At 59.4% G+C, this 17,850-nt stretch carries 15 protein-coding genes; 10 read left to right on the top strand and 5 right to left on the bottom strand.

The window, feature by feature from the left end; all coding sequences use genetic code 11:
- Position 1: 1 nt before the first annotated feature.
- Positions 2–295 carry a DUF1883 domain-containing protein gene (locus tag ACF0H7_RS15560; RefSeq protein ID WP_397453614.1) on the bottom strand — a complete coding sequence of 98 codons (294 nt, stop codon included), beginning with the start codon at positions 293–295 and terminating at the stop codon, positions 2–4.
- 174 nt (positions 296–469) lie between these two features.
- Here ACF0H7_RS15560 and ACF0H7_RS15555 point away from each other — a divergent pair, with 174 nt between their 5' ends.
- Positions 470–1,129 carry an MliC family protein gene (locus ACF0H7_RS15555; RefSeq protein ID WP_397453613.1) on the top strand — a complete coding sequence of 220 codons (660 nt, stop codon included), beginning with the start codon at positions 470–472 and terminating at the stop codon, positions 1,127–1,129.
- Between the two features lie 97 nt (positions 1,130–1,226).
- A complete protein-coding gene (locus ACF0H7_RS15550; protein ID WP_397453612.1) occupies positions 1,227–1,928 on the top strand; it encodes a potassium channel family protein in 702 nt (233 codons plus the stop codon).
- Here ACF0H7_RS15550 and ACF0H7_RS15545 read toward each other — a convergent pair.
- The 4 genes from ACF0H7_RS15545 to ACF0H7_RS15530 are packed head-to-tail and all read right to left on the bottom strand — an operon-like array spanning position 1,925 to position 7,374.
- A complete protein-coding gene (locus tag ACF0H7_RS15545) occupies positions 1,925–2,941 on the bottom strand; it encodes a DUF2955 domain-containing protein (RefSeq protein WP_397453611.1) in 1,017 nt (338 codons plus the stop codon). The two genes, ACF0H7_RS15550 and ACF0H7_RS15545, sit on opposite strands and share 4 nt — an antisense overlap.
- A complete protein-coding gene (locus ACF0H7_RS15540; protein ID WP_397453610.1) occupies positions 2,931–4,049 on the bottom strand; it encodes an HlyD family secretion protein in 1,119 nt (372 codons plus the stop codon). The genes ACF0H7_RS15545 and ACF0H7_RS15540 overlap by 11 nt, the downstream gene beginning before the upstream one ends.
- Positions 4,046–5,557: an efflux transporter outer membrane subunit gene (locus ACF0H7_RS15535; RefSeq protein ID WP_397453907.1), complete on the bottom strand. Its 1,512-nt coding sequence runs from the start codon at positions 5,555–5,557 to the stop codon at positions 4,046–4,048. The genes ACF0H7_RS15540 and ACF0H7_RS15535 overlap by 4 nt, the downstream gene beginning before the upstream one ends.
- A 50-nt stretch (positions 5,558–5,607) precedes the next feature.
- Positions 5,608–7,374: a SulP family inorganic anion transporter gene (locus ACF0H7_RS15530; RefSeq protein ID WP_397453609.1), complete on the bottom strand. Its 1,767-nt coding sequence runs from the start codon at positions 7,372–7,374 to the stop codon at positions 5,608–5,610.
- Between the two features lie 309 nt (positions 7,375–7,683).
- On the opposite strand from ACF0H7_RS15530, the gene ACF0H7_RS15525 reads away from it, so the two are divergent.
- The 8 genes from ACF0H7_RS15525 (at position 7,684) to speF (ending at position 17,833) form a co-directional block, all read left to right on the top strand.
- Positions 7,684–9,285, top strand: coding sequence for a DUF3300 domain-containing protein (locus ACF0H7_RS15525; protein ID WP_397453608.1), 1,602 nt, complete (start codon positions 7,684–7,686; stop codon positions 9,283–9,285).
- Between the two features lie 26 nt (positions 9,286–9,311).
- Positions 9,312–10,202 (top strand): DUF2950 domain-containing protein, encoded by an 891-nt coding sequence (locus ACF0H7_RS15520; protein ID WP_397453905.1) that lies wholly within the window; start codon positions 9,312–9,314, stop codon positions 10,200–10,202.
- An 84-nt stretch (positions 10,203–10,286) separates the two neighbouring features.
- Positions 10,287–10,967: a DUF3313 domain-containing protein gene (locus tag ACF0H7_RS15515; protein ID WP_397453607.1), complete on the top strand. Its 681-nt coding sequence runs from the start codon at positions 10,287–10,289 to the stop codon at positions 10,965–10,967.
- A gap of 335 nt (positions 10,968–11,302) precedes the next feature.
- Positions 11,303–12,559: an arginine deiminase gene (gene arcA, locus ACF0H7_RS15510; protein WP_397453606.1), complete on the top strand. Its 1,257-nt coding sequence runs from the start codon at positions 11,303–11,305 to the stop codon at positions 12,557–12,559.
- Positions 12,560–12,581: 22 nt separating this feature from the next.
- Complete coding sequence (locus ACF0H7_RS15505) at positions 12,582–13,592, top strand: ornithine carbamoyltransferase (RefSeq protein ID WP_397453605.1); 1,011 nt, start codon at positions 12,582–12,584, stop codon at positions 13,590–13,592.
- 170 nt (positions 13,593–13,762) lie between these two features.
- Positions 13,763–14,695, top strand: coding sequence for a carbamate kinase (gene arcC / locus ACF0H7_RS15500; RefSeq protein WP_397453604.1), 933 nt, complete (start codon positions 13,763–13,765; stop codon positions 14,693–14,695).
- Positions 14,696–14,762: 67 nt separating this feature from the next.
- Complete coding sequence (locus ACF0H7_RS15495) at positions 14,763–15,437, top strand: MarC family NAAT transporter (RefSeq protein ID WP_397453603.1); 675 nt, start codon at positions 14,763–14,765, stop codon at positions 15,435–15,437.
- 212 nt (positions 15,438–15,649) lie between these two features.
- Positions 15,650–17,833, top strand: a complete 2,184-nt coding sequence (speF, locus tag ACF0H7_RS15490) for an ornithine decarboxylase SpeF (protein ID WP_397453602.1) — start codon at positions 15,650–15,652, stop codon at positions 17,831–17,833.
- Positions 17,834–17,850: the final 17 nt, after the last annotated feature.

The following is a 17,850-nucleotide window of genomic DNA, read 5'->3' as shown; positions in this document are numbered from 1 at the left end:
GTCACGAAGCAGAACGCCGAATGATCTTGACCGAGTGTTTGAGATTCGGCTTGCGCGTTACGCTGATCGCCCCGCGGGTCACGGTATCAATGGTGATATTCCAAAACCCGCTGCTGGGGGCGACAATTTTCGCCGGGAATTTGTCGAATGCGCCGCCGTGGTAGATGTGGCGCCCGCCATTCTTGAAACTACGAAAGTTGGCGTCGGTCATCAGGCGGATATTGCAGGTGTTCGAGGACTCGATAAGCACGATGTCACCTTCATTCAGGTGCTCGCGCTGGTGAATGAATTTCACGGATATTCCAGACGGCGATGGCTAAGGCGCGACGATATCATGCCTGGCGGTGCATCGTCGCTGCGCCGGCCCCTGCGGGCTGGGCGGTGTGACAAGCTGTGAGCACTGACTTACACTGCGATACGCCTTTGCACGGCAATCCGGGCATCACGTAATGATCTGGGTGAAGCCAGCATGAAATTGATCACGCCCCTGTTCACCCGCCTGCTTGTCGCCAGCCTGTGCGTGGCAACGAGCACCGGGGCCAATGCTGCGCCCCCTTCGCCCATCTTGAGGACCAGTTTCGACTGCGCTCAGGCAAAGGCATCCGTCGAAAAGCTCGTCTGTCGCGATCCGCAACTGAAGCAGATGGACATCGAACTCACGCGTCTTTATCGCCTGGCGCTGACGGATGAGCATTCAGTACCCAACCCGGACAAAGTCATCATCGATCAGCAGTTTTGGGTCGCGGCGCGTAATCAGTGCGCCTCCGCGCCGGTCCCCAGGGAGTGCGCGATTCGCAATTATGCTGAACGCGCGCACCAGTTACGCCAAGGCTCGGCCATTGTAAGAACCAAGGACCCAGACAGCCTCACTGACGGCCCCCTGGCTTTTCGGTGTGCGGGACTTGACGCGTTGGTTGCCGCCACCTTTTTCAACACGCAGCCGGGTGTGCTGTACCTGAAATGGGCGAACACCGCGCTGACCCTGAGACAGGTGCAGAGTGAGTCGGGCGCTCATTACACGGGCAAGGATTACCAAGGGAACTACAGTTTCTGGCAAAACGGCGACGTGGTTGTTTTGCAGAAGCCAGGCTCGGGGGAAATGAGTTGTACGGCCGCACCGCTCAACTAATTGCTGTTTGCAGTAACTGCCACCTGATCCCGCAGTAATGACTATCCTCGACTGAACAAAAACGCTAACCCATTTTCGTTTAAAGAGGGACGATGCCATGCGTCCGATCGTGCGAGGCCTTATCGCGTCGTTACTCAGTAACAGCCTGGTCGCGCTGTTGCTGCTGATTGTCCTCATGGTATTCGTGCTCCCGTTCCTCTCCACGCAAAACAGTCTGGTCGGGCGAATCATTCAGGACCTGCTGTTCGCATTGGTGCTGCTGAACGGTTTGATCCTGCTTATGGATAGACACAAAGGGCTGATCTTGACCCCGGTTGCGCTGGTGGCCCTCCTCGCGATCGGTGTGCGTGGCATCGGATGGTTATTTCCGGATAGTTTCACCGTAGAAATACGTGAGGGAACAACCCTCCTTGCATTGGCGCTGATCAGCGTGGCGACCGCGATGAAAGTGTTTGCGTCAGGTGTTGTGACACTCGACCGAATCAGCGGCGCTGTCGCCCTATATGTATTGATGGGTACCGTTTGGGCTGAGGCGTATCAACTGGTGATCCTCAACCATCCAGGTGCGTTTTCCGGCAGTACACTCGCCGAAACCACGTCAGATCGCTCGATCTGGATCTACTTCAGCTTCGTCACGCTGACCACCGTAGGCTACGGCGACATAGTGCCCGTGGCGCCTGCCGCCAGATCGCTGGCGAATCTCGAAGCACTGATCGGCCAGTTGTATCCGGCGATCGTGCTCGCGCGACTGGTGTCATTGCAGGTTCCCAGAGCCAGTTCCGACCCGAACAAACCCTAGCCCTCCACCCGCGGCCGGCGCCGGAAGTCGAGCCAATAAAGCATCGCACAGGCGTACAACGACACCAGGATGAACAGCGCCATGCGCACCGCGAACGCGCGGTAGACATCCTGGCCGGCCGCGCTGTCCTGCACCGACTGGCCGAGCAGAATCAACATCGTCGACAGGCAGTTCAGCCAGAACCCCGGGCTCTGTTGTGTTGTCACCACCCGGTACAGCCGACGTGCGTGCAGCAGCGCAAACAACAACGTCCAGAGGAAGAACATCCACAGGTGCACGAACAGGCTCAACCCGCCCCACACAATGATGGCCAGCACCCCGGCGAGCAAGGTCGAGCCGATCAGTTCTTGGCCGGCTTGACGCACGCTGGTCTCGCAACTTTGTTGGCCCAGGCTGGCTGATTTCATCACCAGCGGCATGAAGCGGTCCGGCGCGATCAACGCCAGGAGAAAAGCAGGCAGTACGATGAGCGTGGCACGCAGGGCGATCCAGTTAACCTCCTGCGCATCTGCCAATGGCGGCGCGGGCAAGGTTGGCGCGTGCGCCGGTTCGGGGAACAGTTGATGCACCAGTGTGACACTCAGTGCTGCCAGCAACATACCTTTGGCCATGGCCTCGACCACCGACAACGCTAAAGTGAAATCGCTGGCGCCGGCCGCCGAGACCATGGTCAGGCCGATCACCAGGAAGTTCGCCAGCAGGCCGTTGCCGCCGCTCAGCGAGAAACGGAAACATAGAAACAGTCCCACGCCGACCAGCAGTACACCACTGACCGGTGCGTGGCGCAGCAGCGGGATCAGCAACAGGCCGCTGCCGGCGCTGATCAATACCATCAACGCCAAGGCCGGCGCCACCCGCAACGGCAGCGGCTGGCTGCGCAAGGCCAGCAGCAACAGGGCGAAGATCGGTGCCAGAATCGGTATCGGCAACCCCAGGCCGTAGCTGGCTGCCAGGCACAGCGCGGTGCCCCAGGCCAAGCGCAGCGCGCGCCGGCGACGCAGCTCAATAGGCATAAGACATCCAGCTCATGAAGCCCATGAACAGGCGCCCGAGCAGGTTCATCGGGTTGCCCTCGTTGGGCAGCGCCATGACTTCAGCCTGGCCGCCGACCCGCAGGTTGCTGCTGTTGGCCAACTCGTCGCGCTCAAGCTCGATGATCACCGGGAAACGTTGCGCCGGGCGCAGCCATTCCCGGCTGTTTTGGATGGTTGGCAGGCTGCCCGGCGGCGTGCTCTGACCGACGCTCACGCCGTAGCCGATGTTGCGTACTCGACCATGGAACAGCTCGCCGGGCCGAGCGTCGAGTACCACCAGTACCTGCACGCCGGGGTGCAGTTGGCCGAGGTTGTTCTCGGTCATGTCGGCGCTGATCCACAGGTCGTGAATCGCGATCAGGGTCATCACCGGGCTACCGGCCGCGACGTAGTGACCGATATCGGTGCGCAGGTCGGTGATCAGCCCGTCAGACTCGGCGCGCACCACCGTGCGTTGCAGGTCCAGCCGCGCCTTCTCCACCGTAGAGGCAGCGCTGCGCAGTTGGGCATTGTCCGCTTCGTGGCCACCCTGTTGCTCGCGGGCCCGCTCGACCTCGGCGCGGGCCGCAGCGACCTGACTGATGGCCTGATCGCGGGTCGCTTGCGCGGCTTCCAGGCGGCGCGCGGACACCGTGCCCGGGTCTTCAGTGTACAGCCGTTGCAGACGCTCGCTGTCCTGCCGCGCTTTGCGCTCGTTGGCCTGGGACGCAGCCAGCGAGGCCTGTGCGGCGCTGATCCCCGCGGTGTTGGCGCCGATCTGCCGACGCACCGTATCGACGTCCGCTTCGGCGCGCGCCAGGGCGATGCGGTACTGTTCCTGGTCCAGCTCGAACAGCACATCGCCCTTGCGCACCTCCTGGTTATTGCCCACCGCCACACGCGTGACCTGACCCGCGACTTCGGCGGTCGCGGGCACCACGTAAGCCTGCACGCGCGCCTGCTGAGTGTAGGGCGTGAACCGGTCGGCGAGCAGGTACCAGATCAGGCTCAGGGCGATCAGCGCCAGCACCCATCTGAGGCTACGGTCCGGCGCAGGAGCGGCCGATTTTGGCGCGGGCGGAGTGTCTGGCGCTGGGGTGTCGGTCATTTCGCTTCACCTGGTTGCTGGGACGTGGGCGCCGGCTCGTTCAGCAGGTCACCCCAATCGGTGCGGTTCTCCATCTGTCGACGGGTCGCCGGATCAACCGACGCCCGCGCGCTGTCCCAACCACCGCCGAGGGACTTGTACAACGCCACCAGGCTGCCGACCGCGTTGCCGCGACTGACCAGGTAGCCGTCCTGCTGTTGCAGCAAGATCAATTGCGCGTCCAACACCCGCTGGAAGTCGGCGAAGCCCTCGCGGTACTGCACGCTGGCCAGGTTCAGCGAGCGTTCGGCAGCCTGCGCCGCGTCGTGGTGGATGCTCGCACTTTCCAGCGCCCGCACCAGGCCACTGGCCGCGTCGTCCGCCTCGCGCGCGGCCTGACGCACGTCCTGCTGGAATACTTCGATCAGCTGTTGCAGGCGCGCATCCTCCACCCGCACCGCGTTTTTGCGTCGGCCATAATCGAACGGGTTCCACACCAGGCTCGGGCCGGCGGCCACGTTGAAGCTGTTGGGCAGGTTGTGCGCAGAGAGGAACGTCCAACCGATGCTGCCCAGCAAGCTCAGTGAAGGGTACAAGTCAGCCTCGACAACACCGACTTGCGCCGACTGCGCGGCCACGGCCTGCTCGGCGACACGGATGTCCGGGCGGCGCAACAGCAGGCTCGCCGGCACCTCTTGCAGCACCGCGCGATCAGGCAGCGGCAACTGCCCGTGGCGCGCGTCCAGCTCCGGCATCGGTCCGGGTGGACGTCCGATCAGCGCGCACAGGGTATTGCGCAAGGCGTTCACCTGATCCTCGAATTCGGGGATGGTGGCTTTGGTCGCCAGGTACTGGGTTCGCGCCTGTTGCCAGTCGAGTTCGTCGTTCTCACCGTGGCGAAACAACCGTTCGGTGATCTCCAGGCTGCGCGCCTGTCGCGCGGCGTTCTCCTGGGCGATGTCCAGGCGCGCCTCGACCGTGCGCAAGGCAAAGTAGGTGTCTGCCACCTGTGCGCGCAGCAGCACCTGGGCGTCAGCGTAATTGGCTTGCGAGGCGAAGTAGGCGGCATCGGCGGACTCGATGGCGCGGCTGAAGCGGCCCCAGAAATCGATCTCCCAGGCGATATCAAAACCAGGGCTGGACTGCCAGAACACCGAGTCGTGAGCCCCCGTGCCGGACTGATTGCTCTTGAGAAAAAGACTGTCGGCGTGCACCTGTTGCAACTGCGGATAGCGCCCGGTCTGGACGATGGACAACTGCGCGCGCGCCTCGGCCACGCGCAAACCGGCCACCCGCAGGTCGCTGTTATGCGCATCGGCTTCGCTGATCAGGGCTTCGAGTGTCGGGTCGGCAAACACGGTCCACCACTGGCGCAGGTCTGGACTGGACGCACGGCGGCTGCCCTGTTCCAGCGTCGGTGTGCTCCAGCCCGCCAGCCAGGGGCTCGGCGGTGTGCGGAAATCCGGCCCGACCTGAGTGCAACCGGCGAGCAGGCCGAACAGCAGCAGCCAGCGAGCTCTGGCGCGGATCGGGATGGGCTGGCCCTGCCGGCTCACGCCAATTGACTGGGGGTCGCAGGTCAAGGCGTCCAGTCCACTGAGTGCTCCTCGAGATAGGCATCTACCGCCGCGCCGATGGTGGCATGGAACGCATTGTCATCAAGGTGGGCCAGCACCTCGAGGCGCTTGAGCTTGTCCTTGACCGGGTCCTTCATCTCGGCAAAGCGCAGCTCGATGCTCGCGGCGCGCAGGGTCTGCGCCAATTCGGCCAGCATGTCCGCTGACGTCACGTCCACACTGGTCACCGGTTCAGCCGTGATCACTACCCGGCGAACGGGCGTCGGTGACTGGGCAGCCGATTCCAGCACACAATTTTGGAACAGCTCGGCGTTGGCGAAGAACAACGGGGCATCCCAACGAAACAACACCAGCCCGGGAACCCGGCGAGCCTGAGGATAGCGTGAGATGTCATGGAAACCACGGATGCCCTCGACCCGCCCGAGCACCGTGTAGTGCGGCCGCCAACCGTCCCAAAGGAACTCGACCACGGCGATGACCACGGCCAGACCGATGCCTGGCACGGCGCCCAGTACGGCAACCCCGACCAGGCAAACAATCGACAACCAGAACTCCCAGCGCTGAATCCGGTAAATCCGCCGCAAATCCTTGAACTCGAACAGGCCAATTGCAGCGGCGATGACCACGGCCGCCAGTGCGCTGTTCGGTAAGTGCTGGAGCAGATCAGGCGCGATCAGTAACAACAGTGCCACGGCCAAAGCCCCCACCACGCCGGTCAACTGCGTCCTGGAACCTGCAGCCTCGGCCACCGGCGTGCGTGAGGAGCTGCTGCTGATGGGGAAACCTTGAAACAGTCCGGCTGCGAGGTTGGCAACACCCAGGCCGATCATTTCCTGATTCGGATCGACCTGGGTACGGGTCTTGGCCGCATAGCTGCGCGACAGCACGCTGGTGTCGGCAAATGACACCAGCGCCACAGCTGCACCGCCCATCAACACCGTTACCAGCTCATTCAAACCGACCGAGGGCAAGGCGAAGCTCGGTAAGCCCTGCGGCAGTGAGCCCAACACCTTGATGCCATGACGGGTATCGAGGCCCAGCAGGCCTACTACCAGCGTCGCGGCCACCACCGCGATGAGCATGCCGGGCACGCGATCAAAGCGCTTCAACAAAAGGATCACGGCTAATGTGCTGGCGCCCACGGCGAAGGTCGGCCAGTCGGCCTTGCCGTCCAGCAGCGCCTGGCCCAGGTGCCAGGTATCGCGCAGTGGCCCCGCGCCGTCGATGGAGATGCCGAACAGCTTGGGCGTCTGACTGATCAGAACCGTCAGCGCTATGCCGTTCATATAGCCGTAACGAATCGGTTTGGACAGTAACTCGGTGATGAAGCCCAGACGCAGGAGGCCGGCGCCGATGCAGATAACGCCAGAGACCAGCGCCATTGCACTGGCCAGGGCGATGGCGCGCAGTGGGTCTCCTGCCGATAACGGAAGTACCACTGCCAGGATGATGGCTGCCAACGCGGAGTCAGGACCGAGTACCAGAATGCGGCTGGGGCCAAACAACGCATAGGCCAGCAACGGGAGGATGGTTGCGTATAAACCATAAATGCCGGGCACACCCGAGGCCTCGGCATAGGCAATGCCGACCGGCACCAACATGGTGGTCAGTACCAGGCCCGCCATCAGGTCTTTTGGCAGCCAGGCGATCGAGTACTCACGCAACACCCGCAGCCCCGGAAGCCAGCGCCGCCAGCCAGTTAAATGACGGGTTGAAGTGGCTTGCACACGGCCCGGTTCGAAGGGTTGATTGGACGGGGCGTCGGTCATGCGTCGCTCTCATCAGACAGGGGATGGTCAATGAGCGGTTCCGATCCGCACGGCGCTCGCCTCGCCCTCACCCGAGCTTTCTGCCCGCTGCGACGACTGTCCCACCAGCATGGATTGTGATTGGCACTTTGTCTAAATTCTCAACGATCACCCTCTCCGCACGCAGAGTGAATTAATTAGCAATCTCTAGATGTTTGCTACCATTGGTGAACGGGATCCAGGCTGAAGATCAGAAGCTTGGACAGCCGGCTTCACCGTTCCGACATCGATCCACTTTTATTCGAGCTGTCTGACCACATGGGGGGTGCAATGCGCATTCCATTACTTTACACCGTGTCGGCTGTACTGTTCTTGAGCGCTCTCCCCCCTCTGGCGCAAGCAGAGGATACAGCTACGGCCGCACCTGCGGTCGCCGTCGCGCCCTTACCCGCACCCGATCCACTGCCTGCCCCGCCGCCTGTCAAAGATGCGGTTTTCACCCTGGAACAACTCGATCAAATGCTGGCGCCGATTGCGCTTTACCCGGATCCGCTGCTGGCACAGGTACTGATGGCGAGCACCTATCCGGGTGAAATCGCCGAAGCCGTGACCTGGTCCAAAGCACACCCGGACGCTAAAGGCGATGATGCGGTCAAGCAGGTGGCGACCCAGCCTTGGGATCCGGCCGTGCAATCGCTGGTCGCCTTCCCCCAAGTCCTCGCAACGATGGGGCAAGATCCGGTCTGGGTACAACGCTTGGGTGATGCGTTCCTGGCACAACCAGATGACGTCATGAAGGGTGTGCAACGCTTGCGTCATAAGGCGCAGGAAGCAGGCAACCTGCAAAGCAACGAATATCAGAACGTGACAGCTCAGCCTGCTGCGGCTTCTGCCCCTTCCAGCAGTACCGTCATCGTTCAAAGCGCACCGGCCGCGCCCCCCGCCATCATCATCCAGCCCGCTGATCCGCAGGTGGTGTACGTACCCAGTTATAACCCGACAGTCGTCTACGGTACCTGGCCTTATCCCGCGTCACCTCCTGTGTACTACCCACCGCCGCCCGCCTATTACCCCGGTCAGGCATTGATGACCGGGCTGGCGTTTGGTGTCGGTGTGGCTGCCGTCGGGGCGTTGTGGGCTAATAGTGATTGGGGCAATAACGACATCGACGTAGACGTCAATCGTTCCAACAACATCAGTGGCAACAACTTCAATAGCAACAACACCAACAACCGGGCCGCCAATGCTCAGAACACCAAGTGGCAGCACAATTCCGCTCACCGGGATGGCGTTCCTTACCGCGACAACAGGAGCCGCGAGCAGTACGGCCGGCAACTGGACGGCGCCAGTCAGCGTTCTGCCTATCGTGGAGATAACGCTCAGCGTGCCCAGGATCGTGAAAAAGCACGTGGTTCAATGGACAGGGCTGGTATCGAACGACCTGCCACCAGCAACCGCCAAGCCCAGGATCGAGCACGCGCAGCCCAGAACGGAGGATCGGCTGGCAATAGAACGCAAGCGAATAACAACCGGCCGAAGACGACGGATCGGGGCCAGGGCACGGCCAAGAACACTCGGGACAACCAGCCTGCCAGGAAACAAACCGCTCAGACGAATCAGCGCGGACAGGGTGACGCGAAGGCACGTCAAACTGCACAGAACCGGCCGTCTGCCGGGGCTGGTCAAAATGCGCAAAAACGGCCATCCACCGGGGCCAGTCAAACGGCGCCAAAACGGTCGACCGCCAGTGCCGGCAGCGCCCGCAATAATGCATTTAGTGGCGCGCGCTCACCGTCACAGACCAGCGCACAAACCGACCGTGGCCGATCCAGTCAGGCATCCGCCCAGCGCCCCAGTGCTTCGCGATCGGCCGGAAGTCAGGTGAGTCGGCCATCCAGTCCACCGGCACGTTCAAGGGGGGGCCGCCGTTGAAAAACTATCTTCGGGTGAAGACACGCATGGGCTTGCTGCCACAGGCCTTGGTGATGGTTGCCGCCGTGGCGTGCTCGTGCATGGCGATGGCCCAGCAAGCGTTTCCTACGCCAGAAAAGGCCGCCCAGGCATTTGTCGAAGCGCTGGGTACAAAAAAAGCGGATCAGGCACGCCTGACGGAATTGCTTGGCAAGAACTGGCGCAGTTTCATCCCGCGCGAGGGCGTGGAGCGCAGTGATGTGGATGCGTTTGTGAAGCAATATGGCGAACACCACAGCATCGAAACGACGGGCGACAACAAAGCGGTGCTGTCGGTCGGCAGTGATCACTGGACATTGCCGATTCCCATGACCAAGGGCGCTAAAGGTTGGCGCTTCGACGTCAAGGCCGGCGGCGATGAAATCCGTGTGCGTCGTATTGGCCGCAATGAACTCGCTGCCATGCAGTCGGTGCTGACCTATCACGACGCCCAGATGGACTATGCGTCAAAGGATCGGGACGGCGACGGCGCACTCGAGTACGCGCAAAAGATCTTCAGCAGCCCCGGCAAGCACGACGGACTTTATTGGGCTGACGACGATACCGGTGAGATCAGCCCGTTGGGCCCCTTGTTCGGCAACGCCATTGGCGGCGACGACTGGCATGGCTACCACTTCCGTATCCTTGACGCCCAAGGCCCTTCAGCCCCTGGCGGCGCCTACAGCTACCTGATCGGTGACAAGATGAGTCGAGGCTTTGCACTGATCGCCTGGCCGGCAAAATACGATGACACCGGGGTGATGAGTTTCATGATCAGCCATGATGGACAGGTGTTCGAGAAGGATTTGGGACCCGAGAGTGAGAAGTTGGCGAAAGCGATGAAGCGCTTTGATCCCAATGACAGTTGGAAGGCGGTGACGATAGACAGCGCCCACTGACAGTTGGATTCAAGCAACTCCACACCCTGACGACGTCTGTTATGCACGTCGTCATCTAACACCTTAACGGTTGAGTGCAGCCCAATGAACACACCCCGTGTAATGATAGTCGGCGCTGTCTTAAGCAGCGTGCTGCTCAGTAGTTGTGTCTCCGAAGTAACAGAGAAAAACCAGTATTCCGGTTTCCTGCCCAGTTATGCCGGGCTTAAAGAAGCGAAGTCGCCCAGCGGCCATCCGGTGATGCGCTGGATCGATCCAGACTTCAAGCCTCGTTCCTACAGCACCGTCGTGTTCGACAAACTGCAGATGTACCCCGCGCCAAAACCGGACGAACGCGTCAACCGGAAAACCCTGCAAGACCTGCAGAACTATGCAAGCACTACTGCCAAGGAAACCATTGCGTTGCGCTATAAAGTAGTTCCTGACCTGCAATCGGTACCCACCGGTGAACGGGCCATGGTGCTGAAAGCGGCCATTACCGGCGTCAGTGCCTCCAATGAAGGCATGAAATGGTACGAAGTGCTTCCAATAACGGCGGTAGTCGGTGCTGCTTCAGCGGCCACGGGGCATCGTGATCAGAATACCGAGCTCTATATCGAAGGCAGTATTAACGACGCGACCACGGGTAGACCCTACGTTTACGTGGTGCGCAAGGTGTTCGGCCAAACCGTGGACAATGACAAGCAAGCGATCACCGCCAATGACTTCAAGGCGGCTATCAAAGAATTGAACAGTGACCTGAGTATTATGCTTAACAAGCAATAAGCCGTGTTCGACTACGCAAAAGCACTGTTAAACCTGATGTCCGGGCTCGCAAGGCTTGACGGTGGGCGGGATAAATATATTGCCCGGTCTAGATCGGTGTCCGTACTTATTATCGTTATCTGAAACTTTTCAGCGACTAATTACTTTTCGCGATATCGCCGACGACGGCCCCTCTCGTTGAATGTTGTTTTTACCATTCGTCCGCCTTCAACGGTGGATCGCAAAATTTATCGAAACGCTAAATATTTTGTACTAAACCTAGTTTCACATCTCACGGATTTGTTTCCTGACACTGCAATCAGTACCCGTGGTTCTCAATTTTGGGGGCGATGAAAATGGCTAACGAAAAAGTTAAATACGGCGTGCATTCCGAAGCCGGCAAGCTACGCAAAGTAATGGTGTGCTCCCCCGGCCTGGCGCACCAGCGCTTGACCCCGAGCAATTGCGATGAACTGCTGTTCGACGATGTGATTTGGGTCAACCAGGCCAAGCGCGACCACTTCGACTTCGTCACCAAGATGCGTGAACGAGGGGTCGACGTCGTCGAAATGCACAACTTGCTGGCGGATGTCGTCGCGCAACCCGAGGCACTGGACTGGATCCTGCAGCGCAAAATCACACCCAACCTGGTCGGGCTTGGTTTCGTCAATGAAACCACTGCATGGCTCAAAAGCCTGGAGCCCCGGCAGATTGCCGAGTTCCTGATTGGCGGCGTCTCGGCCGACGACCTGCCGGCCAGTTTTGGCGGTCCAGCCCTGAAGATGTTCCGGGACTTTCTCGGCAACACCAGCTTTATCCTGCCGCCGCTGCCCAACACTCAGTTCACCCGCGACACCACCTGCTGGATCTACGGTGGCGTCACTCTGAACCCCATGTACTGGCCGGCGCGTCGACAGGAAACCCTGCTGGCCAGCGCTATTTACAAGTTCCACCCGGATTTCACCAATGCTGACTTCCAGGTCTGGTACGGCGATCCCGATGCAGATCATGGCGCCGCGACCCTGGAAGGCGGCGACGTTATGCCTATCGGTAACGGCGTGGTCCTGATCGGCATGGGCGAACGCACGTCCCACAAAGCCATTGGCCAATTGGCGCAGAACCTGTTCAAGCACAAAGCCGTTGAGCGCGTCATCGTCGCTGGCTTGCCGAAATCCCGCGCCGCGATGCACCTGGACACCGTGTTCAGCTTCTGCGATCGCGACCTGGTGACCGTGTTCCCCGAAGTGGCCAACCAAATCGTCCCCTTCTCGCTGTACCCCAGTGAAAGCAGCCCCTACGGATTCGAGGTCCGCCGCGAAAAAACTAACTTCTTCGACACGGTCGCCGCCGCCCTCAAATTGAAAAAACTTCGTGTGGTCGAAACCGGCGGCAACAGCTTTGCCGCCGAACGCGAGCAATGGGACGACGGCAACAACGTGGTCGCGGTGGAACCCGGTGTGGTGATCGGCTACGACCGCAACACCTACACCAATACCCTCATGCGCAAGGCCGGTGTCGAGGTGATCACCATCAGCGCCGGCGAACTGGGTCGGGGCCGTGGCGGTGGTCACTGCATGACCTGCCCGATTGTCCGCGATCCGATTGATTACTGATCCATCCTTAAGGAGATCTATCATGGCGTTCAATATGCGTAACCGTAATCTGCTGAGCCTGGAGCACCACACCACGCGCGAATTACGCTACTTGCTCGACCTGTCCCGCGACCTCAAGCGTGCCAAGTACACCGGCACCGAACAGCAACATCTCAAGGGCAAGAACATTGCGCTGATTTTCGAAAAAACCTCGACGCGTACCCGTTGCGCGTTCGAAGTCGCCTCCTATGACCAAGGCGCCAACGTGACATATATCGATCCGGGTTCCTCGCAAATCGGCCATAAGGAAAGCATGAAAGACACTGCCCGGGTGCTGGGGCGCATGTATCACGCCATCGAATACCGTGGTTTCAAACAGGAAATCGTCGAAGAGCTGGCCAAATTTGCCGGCGTACCGGTGTTCAATGGCCTGACCGACGAATACCACCCGACACAAATGATCGCCGACGTGCTGACCATGCGTGAAAACAGCGATAAACCGCTACACGACATCAGCTACGCCTACCTCGGCGACGCCCGTAACAACATGGGCAACTCACTGCTGCTGATCGGTGCCAAGCTCGGCATGGACGTGCGCATCGCCGCGCCCAAAGCGCTGTGGCCGCTCGACGATCTGGTGGCCCGCTGCAAAAAATACGCTGAAGAAAGCGGCGCGCGGATCACCCTGACCGAAGACCCGAAAGCTGCGGTCAAGGGTGTGGACTTCATCCACACCGACGTCTGGGTTTCGATGGGCGAACCGGTTGAAGCCTGGGCCGAACGCATCACGCAATTGCTGCCCTATCAGGTCAACGCCGAGCTGATGAAAGCCAGCGGCAACCCACGGACCAAGTTCATGCACTGCCTCCCGGCATTTCATAACGCCGACACCAAGGTCGGCAAGCAGATAGCCGAACAGTATCCCAACCTGAAAAACGGCATCGAGGTGACCGACGACGTGTTCGAGTCCCCCGCCTGCATCGCCTTCGAGCAGGCGGAAAACCGCATGCACACCATCAAGGCGATCCTGGTGTCGACCCTGGCGGACTTGTAGTCCAGTGGATCACAAGTCTCCTGTAGGAGCTGCCGCAGGCTGCGATAAGGTCCGAAGGACCTTCAGCCATTTTGAGAACACGACTGCTTCGCAGTCGATCGCAGCCTTCGGCAGCGCCTACAGGGGTAATAGGGGCTGAAGCAGAATCCGTATCTTGAAAGGAGTGCACCATGCGTATCGTTGTAGCATTGGGCGGCAATGCCCTTCTGCGCCGGGGCGAACCCATGACCGCGGATAATCAGCGCGACAATATCCGCGTCGCCACCACACAGATCGCCAAAATTCACCCGGGCAATGAACTGGTCATCGCCCACGGCAACGGTCCTCAGGTGGGCCTGCTATCACTGCAGGCGGCGGCCTATACCTCGGTCACGCCCTACCCGCTGGACGTCCTCGGTGCCGAAACCGAAGGCATGATCGGCTACATGATCGAACAGGAACTGGGCAACCTGCTGCCGTTCGAAGTACCCTTCGCCACCCTGCTGACTCAAGTCGAAGTCGATGGCAACGATCCAGCCTTCCAAAAACCGTCCAAGCCCATCGGCCCGGTCTATTCCAAGGAAGACGCCGAGCGCCTGGCCAAGGAAAAAGGCTGGGCGATTGCGCCCGATGGCGACAAGTTCCGGCGTGTGGTGGCCAGTCCGCGACCCAAGCGGATTTTCGAGATTCGCCCCATTACCTGGCTGCTGGAAAAAGGCACGGTGGTGATTTGCGCCGGTGGCGGTGGCATCCCAACCCTGTATGACCCCAGCGGCACAGTGCTTAGCGGCGTGGAAGCCGTGATTGACAAGGACCTGTGCTCGGCGCTGCTGGCCGAGGAGCTCAAGTGCGATCTGCTGGTGATCGCCACCGACGTCGATGCGGCGTACATCGATTGGGGCAAGCCGACTCAGAAAGCCGTCGCCGAGGCCCACCCGGACGAACTGGATCGCCTCGGTTTCGCCGCCGGCTCCATGGGACCGAAAGTCCAGGCTGCCTGCGAGTTCGCGCGCAACACGGGCAAGGCGGCGGTGATCGGTTCACTGGCGGATATTGAGGCGATTGTCAAAGGCACCAAAGGCACGCGTGTGAGTACGGCCAGGTCGGGCATCAGTTACCGTTAAATCAGAGGGCCGGCGCACCCGCCTGCCCTTTGCCACTTGTTTCGTGGAGTCGTCAGGATGACTGTAGATGATCGATTTATTTAATGCTCTCGCGCTTGGATTGCTGGCATTACTGCCATTGATCAACCCGCCCACAACGGTGGCAGTGTTCCTCGCCTTCTCCGCCCAATTAAGTCGAGAAGAAAAGAACAAACAGGCGTTCCTCACGGCGCTCTACGTATTTATTATCATGACCATCACCTATTACCTGGGTGAAATTATTATGGGGGTCTTTAGTATTTCCATACCGGGCTTGCGCATGGCCGGCGGTGGGATTCTCATGATAATTGGCTTGAAAATGCTGTTCCCTCAGCCTCACCCGCCAGTCGCCTCGGGCACGAGTAAAGAGGAGTCGACCAACTTCGCCTTTATTCCATTGGCCATGCCGATGACCGCTGGCCCCGGGACGATCGCGATGATCATCAGTTCTGCCGCGACGATAAAAACCAATACAGTTTTTCCGAGTTGGGTATTACTTATCGCACCGCCCCTTATTTTTATTATAACGGGGCTCATCTTATGGGGGTGTTTGCGCAGCGCGGATTTCATCGTGAAAAAAACGGGAAAATCAGGCATTGACGCTATATCACGCTTAATGGGGTTTTTACTCATTTGCATGGGTGTTCAATTCGCCATTAATGGATCAGTAGAAATAGTACAAGGCATTATAAATACTAACGCGCACCTACTCCGCTCTCCGTAAGCTCCACCGTTGGCCAAGATACGGGGTGCTGCAGGCTTGATTTATGCCGTTCGTCAGACATCTCGGGAGTCATGGCATCGGCACAAATAGCGCTTCACAATATGATCTATACCTAGTAACTGACCACTAGGGCCACGGCTCATTCAGGGCAGCTCCCAAAGGGGGCGTACACCATGAGATAGCCAGAACCCTGCCAACTGGGAGGGCGTTTTATGCAAGTCTTGAAGATTGCCGCCAATATTTCGGTTCGTACCTGCTTTGATACCACTCGAGAAATTGTTCAATTAGATCAGACCGACTACACCGATGTCGCCGTGGCAGTTTTCTCACTGGACGATGTACTGGAAGGTGCCCTTGATATTATTAAGCGTACCGGCTTTGATATACCGATTTTCTTAGTTGTATCACCGGGCCGCGGCGACCATGCCCTGGACGTCTACAAGCGTATTCAAGACGTATTGCTGCAAGTCACTGGCGTCTTCGATCCATCCAGTCACAACGCCGAGTATTACGGGCACCAGTTGGAGACTGCGGCCAAAGGGTATGAAGCGAACCTCCTGCCGCCCTTCTTTAACTCGCTCAAGCAATACACTGAGTCAGCCAACGCAACATTTGCCTGCCCTGGCCATCAGGGCGGTCAGTTCTTTCGCAAACACCCGGCCGGTCGGCAGTTCTTCGACTTCTTTGGCGAAACGCTGTTTCGCGCCGACATGTGCAACGCTGACGTCAAGCTAGGCGATCTGCTGATCCATGAAGGCCCGGCGCTACTGGCACAAAAACATGCCGCCAAAGTGTTCAACGCCGACAAGACCTATTTCGTCCTCAATGGTACGTCGGCGTCTAATAAGGTCGTGACCAACGCTTTGGTCACACAGGGTGACTTGGTGCTGTTTGACCGCAACAACCACAAATCCAACTACCAGGGCGCGCTGCTGCAGGCCGGAGGCACCCCGGTTTACCTGGAAACCGCACGTAACCCTTATGGTTTCATCGGCGGCATCGATGCCCACTGTTTCGAGGAAGACTACCTGCGTGAACTGATCAAGGAGGTCGCTCCAGACAAGGCAGCATTGCCGCGTCCGTTCCGGCTAGCGATTATCCAACTCGGCACTTACGACGGCACCATCTACAACGCCCGCCAGGTGGTCGATCGCATCGGCAAACTGTGCGATTACATCCTCTTCGATTCAGCTTGGGTCGGTTACGAGCAATTCATCCCGATGATGAAGGATTGCTCGCCACTGCTGCTGGATCTCAACGAAAACGATCCAGGGATATTCGTCACCCAATCGGTACACAAACAGCAAGCCGGCTTTTCCCAGGCCTCGCAGATCCACAAGAAAGACCGGCATATCAAAGGGCAAGCACGCTATTGCAACCATGCCCGATTGAACAACGCGTTTATGGCCCAAGCCTCCACCAGCCCGTTCTATCCGCTGTTCGCGTCGCTGGACGTCAACGCACGGATTCATTCCGGTATCAGTGGCCTGCGGCTCTGGGACGACTGCATCAAATTCGGTATCAACGCACGCAAGTTGATCATGGAAGCGTGCACCATGATCCGTCCGTTCGTGCCCGCCACCATCGGTGGCCATCCGTGGCAGGACTTTCCGACTGACGAGATCGCCAATGACATTCGCTTTTTCGAGTTCCATCCAAAAGAGCGCTGGCACGCCTTCCCCGGATATGCCGACAAACAATATTTCATCGACCCCTGCAAACTGCTGTTTACCACACCCGGTATTGACCAAGTGGATGGCAGCTATGAAGACTTCGGCATCCACGCCGGCATACTGGCCAACTTCCTGCGCCAGAACGGTATCGTTCCGGAAAAATGCGACCTCAATTCGATTCTGTTTCTGCTGACCCCTGCCGAAGACTGGGCAAAGATGAGCCATCTTGCCGCGCAGATCGCCCGTTTCGAACGTTTCATCAACGATGACGCCCCCATGAGCCGGGTGCTGCCGGCTATCTACGAGCTGCATCAGGAACGCTATCACAACTACACGATCCGCCAGCTTTGCCAGGAAATGCACGACCTGTACCGCCACTACAACATTCAGCAATTGCAGAAGGATATGTTCCGCAAGGAGCACTTTCCGAAAAAAGCGATGAACCCTCAGGACGCGCAAACCCAGTTCATCCGCGGCAATGTCGAGTTGGTGCCGCTGGCAGACGCCGACGGACGCATTGCCGCCGAAGGCGCGTTGCCCTACCCGCCCGGCGTGCTTTGCGTAGTACCGGGAGAAATCTGGGGCGGTGCGGTGTTGAAATATTTCCTGGCCCTGGAAGAAGGCATCAATCGTTTGCCCGGCTTCACGCCGGAACTGCAGGGTGTCTATTTAAAACAGGAAGGTGGGCGCACCCGCGCTTACGGCTACGTGCTCAAGGCTTGACGCTGGTCCACAGCCAC

This window comes from Pseudomonas sp. NA-150 (genome assembly GCF_044336365.1).
Lineage (GTDB): Bacteria > Pseudomonadota > Gammaproteobacteria > Pseudomonadales > Pseudomonadaceae > Aquipseudomonas.
The sequence above is the reverse complement of the archived record's forward strand: the minus strand, read 5'-3'. Positions and strand labels throughout refer to the sequence as shown.

Bases quoted from the DNA above. Each gene is read 5' to 3' on its own strand.
- ACF0H7_RS15555 (WP_397453613.1), top strand. From the start codon at position 470: ATGAAATTGATCACGCCCCTGTTCACCCGCCTGCTTGTCGCCAGCCTG.
- ACF0H7_RS15550 (WP_397453612.1), top strand. From the start codon at position 1,227: ATGCGTCCGATCGTGCGAGGCCTTATCGCGTCGTTACTCAGTAACAGC.
- ACF0H7_RS15545 (WP_397453611.1), bottom strand. From the start codon at position 2,941: ATGCCTATTGAGCTGCGTCGCCGGCGCGCGCTGCGCTTGGCCTGGGGC.
- ACF0H7_RS15540 (WP_397453610.1), bottom strand. From the start codon at position 4,049: ATGACCGACACCCCAGCGCCAGACACTCCGCCCGCGCCAAAATCGGCC.
- ACF0H7_RS15530 (WP_397453609.1), bottom strand. From the start codon at position 7,374: ATGACCGACGCCCCGTCCAATCAACCCTTCGAACCGGGCCGTGTGCAA.
- ACF0H7_RS15525 (WP_397453608.1), top strand. From the start codon at position 7,684: ATGCGCATTCCATTACTTTACACCGTGTCGGCTGTACTGTTCTTGAGC.
- ACF0H7_RS15520 (WP_397453905.1), top strand. From the start codon at position 9,312: ATGGGCTTGCTGCCACAGGCCTTGGTGATGGTTGCCGCCGTGGCGTGC.
- ACF0H7_RS15515 (WP_397453607.1), top strand. From the start codon at position 10,287: ATGAACACACCCCGTGTAATGATAGTCGGCGCTGTCTTAAGCAGCGTG.
- arcA (WP_397453606.1), top strand. From the start codon at position 11,303: ATGGCTAACGAAAAAGTTAAATACGGCGTGCATTCCGAAGCCGGCAAG.
- ACF0H7_RS15505 (WP_397453605.1), top strand. From the start codon at position 12,582: ATGGCGTTCAATATGCGTAACCGTAATCTGCTGAGCCTGGAGCACCAC.
- arcC (WP_397453604.1), top strand. From the start codon at position 13,763: ATGCGTATCGTTGTAGCATTGGGCGGCAATGCCCTTCTGCGCCGGGGC.
- ACF0H7_RS15495 (WP_397453603.1), top strand. From the start codon at position 14,763: ATGATCGATTTATTTAATGCTCTCGCGCTTGGATTGCTGGCATTACTG.
- speF (WP_397453602.1), top strand. From the start codon at position 15,650: ATGCAAGTCTTGAAGATTGCCGCCAATATTTCGGTTCGTACCTGCTTT.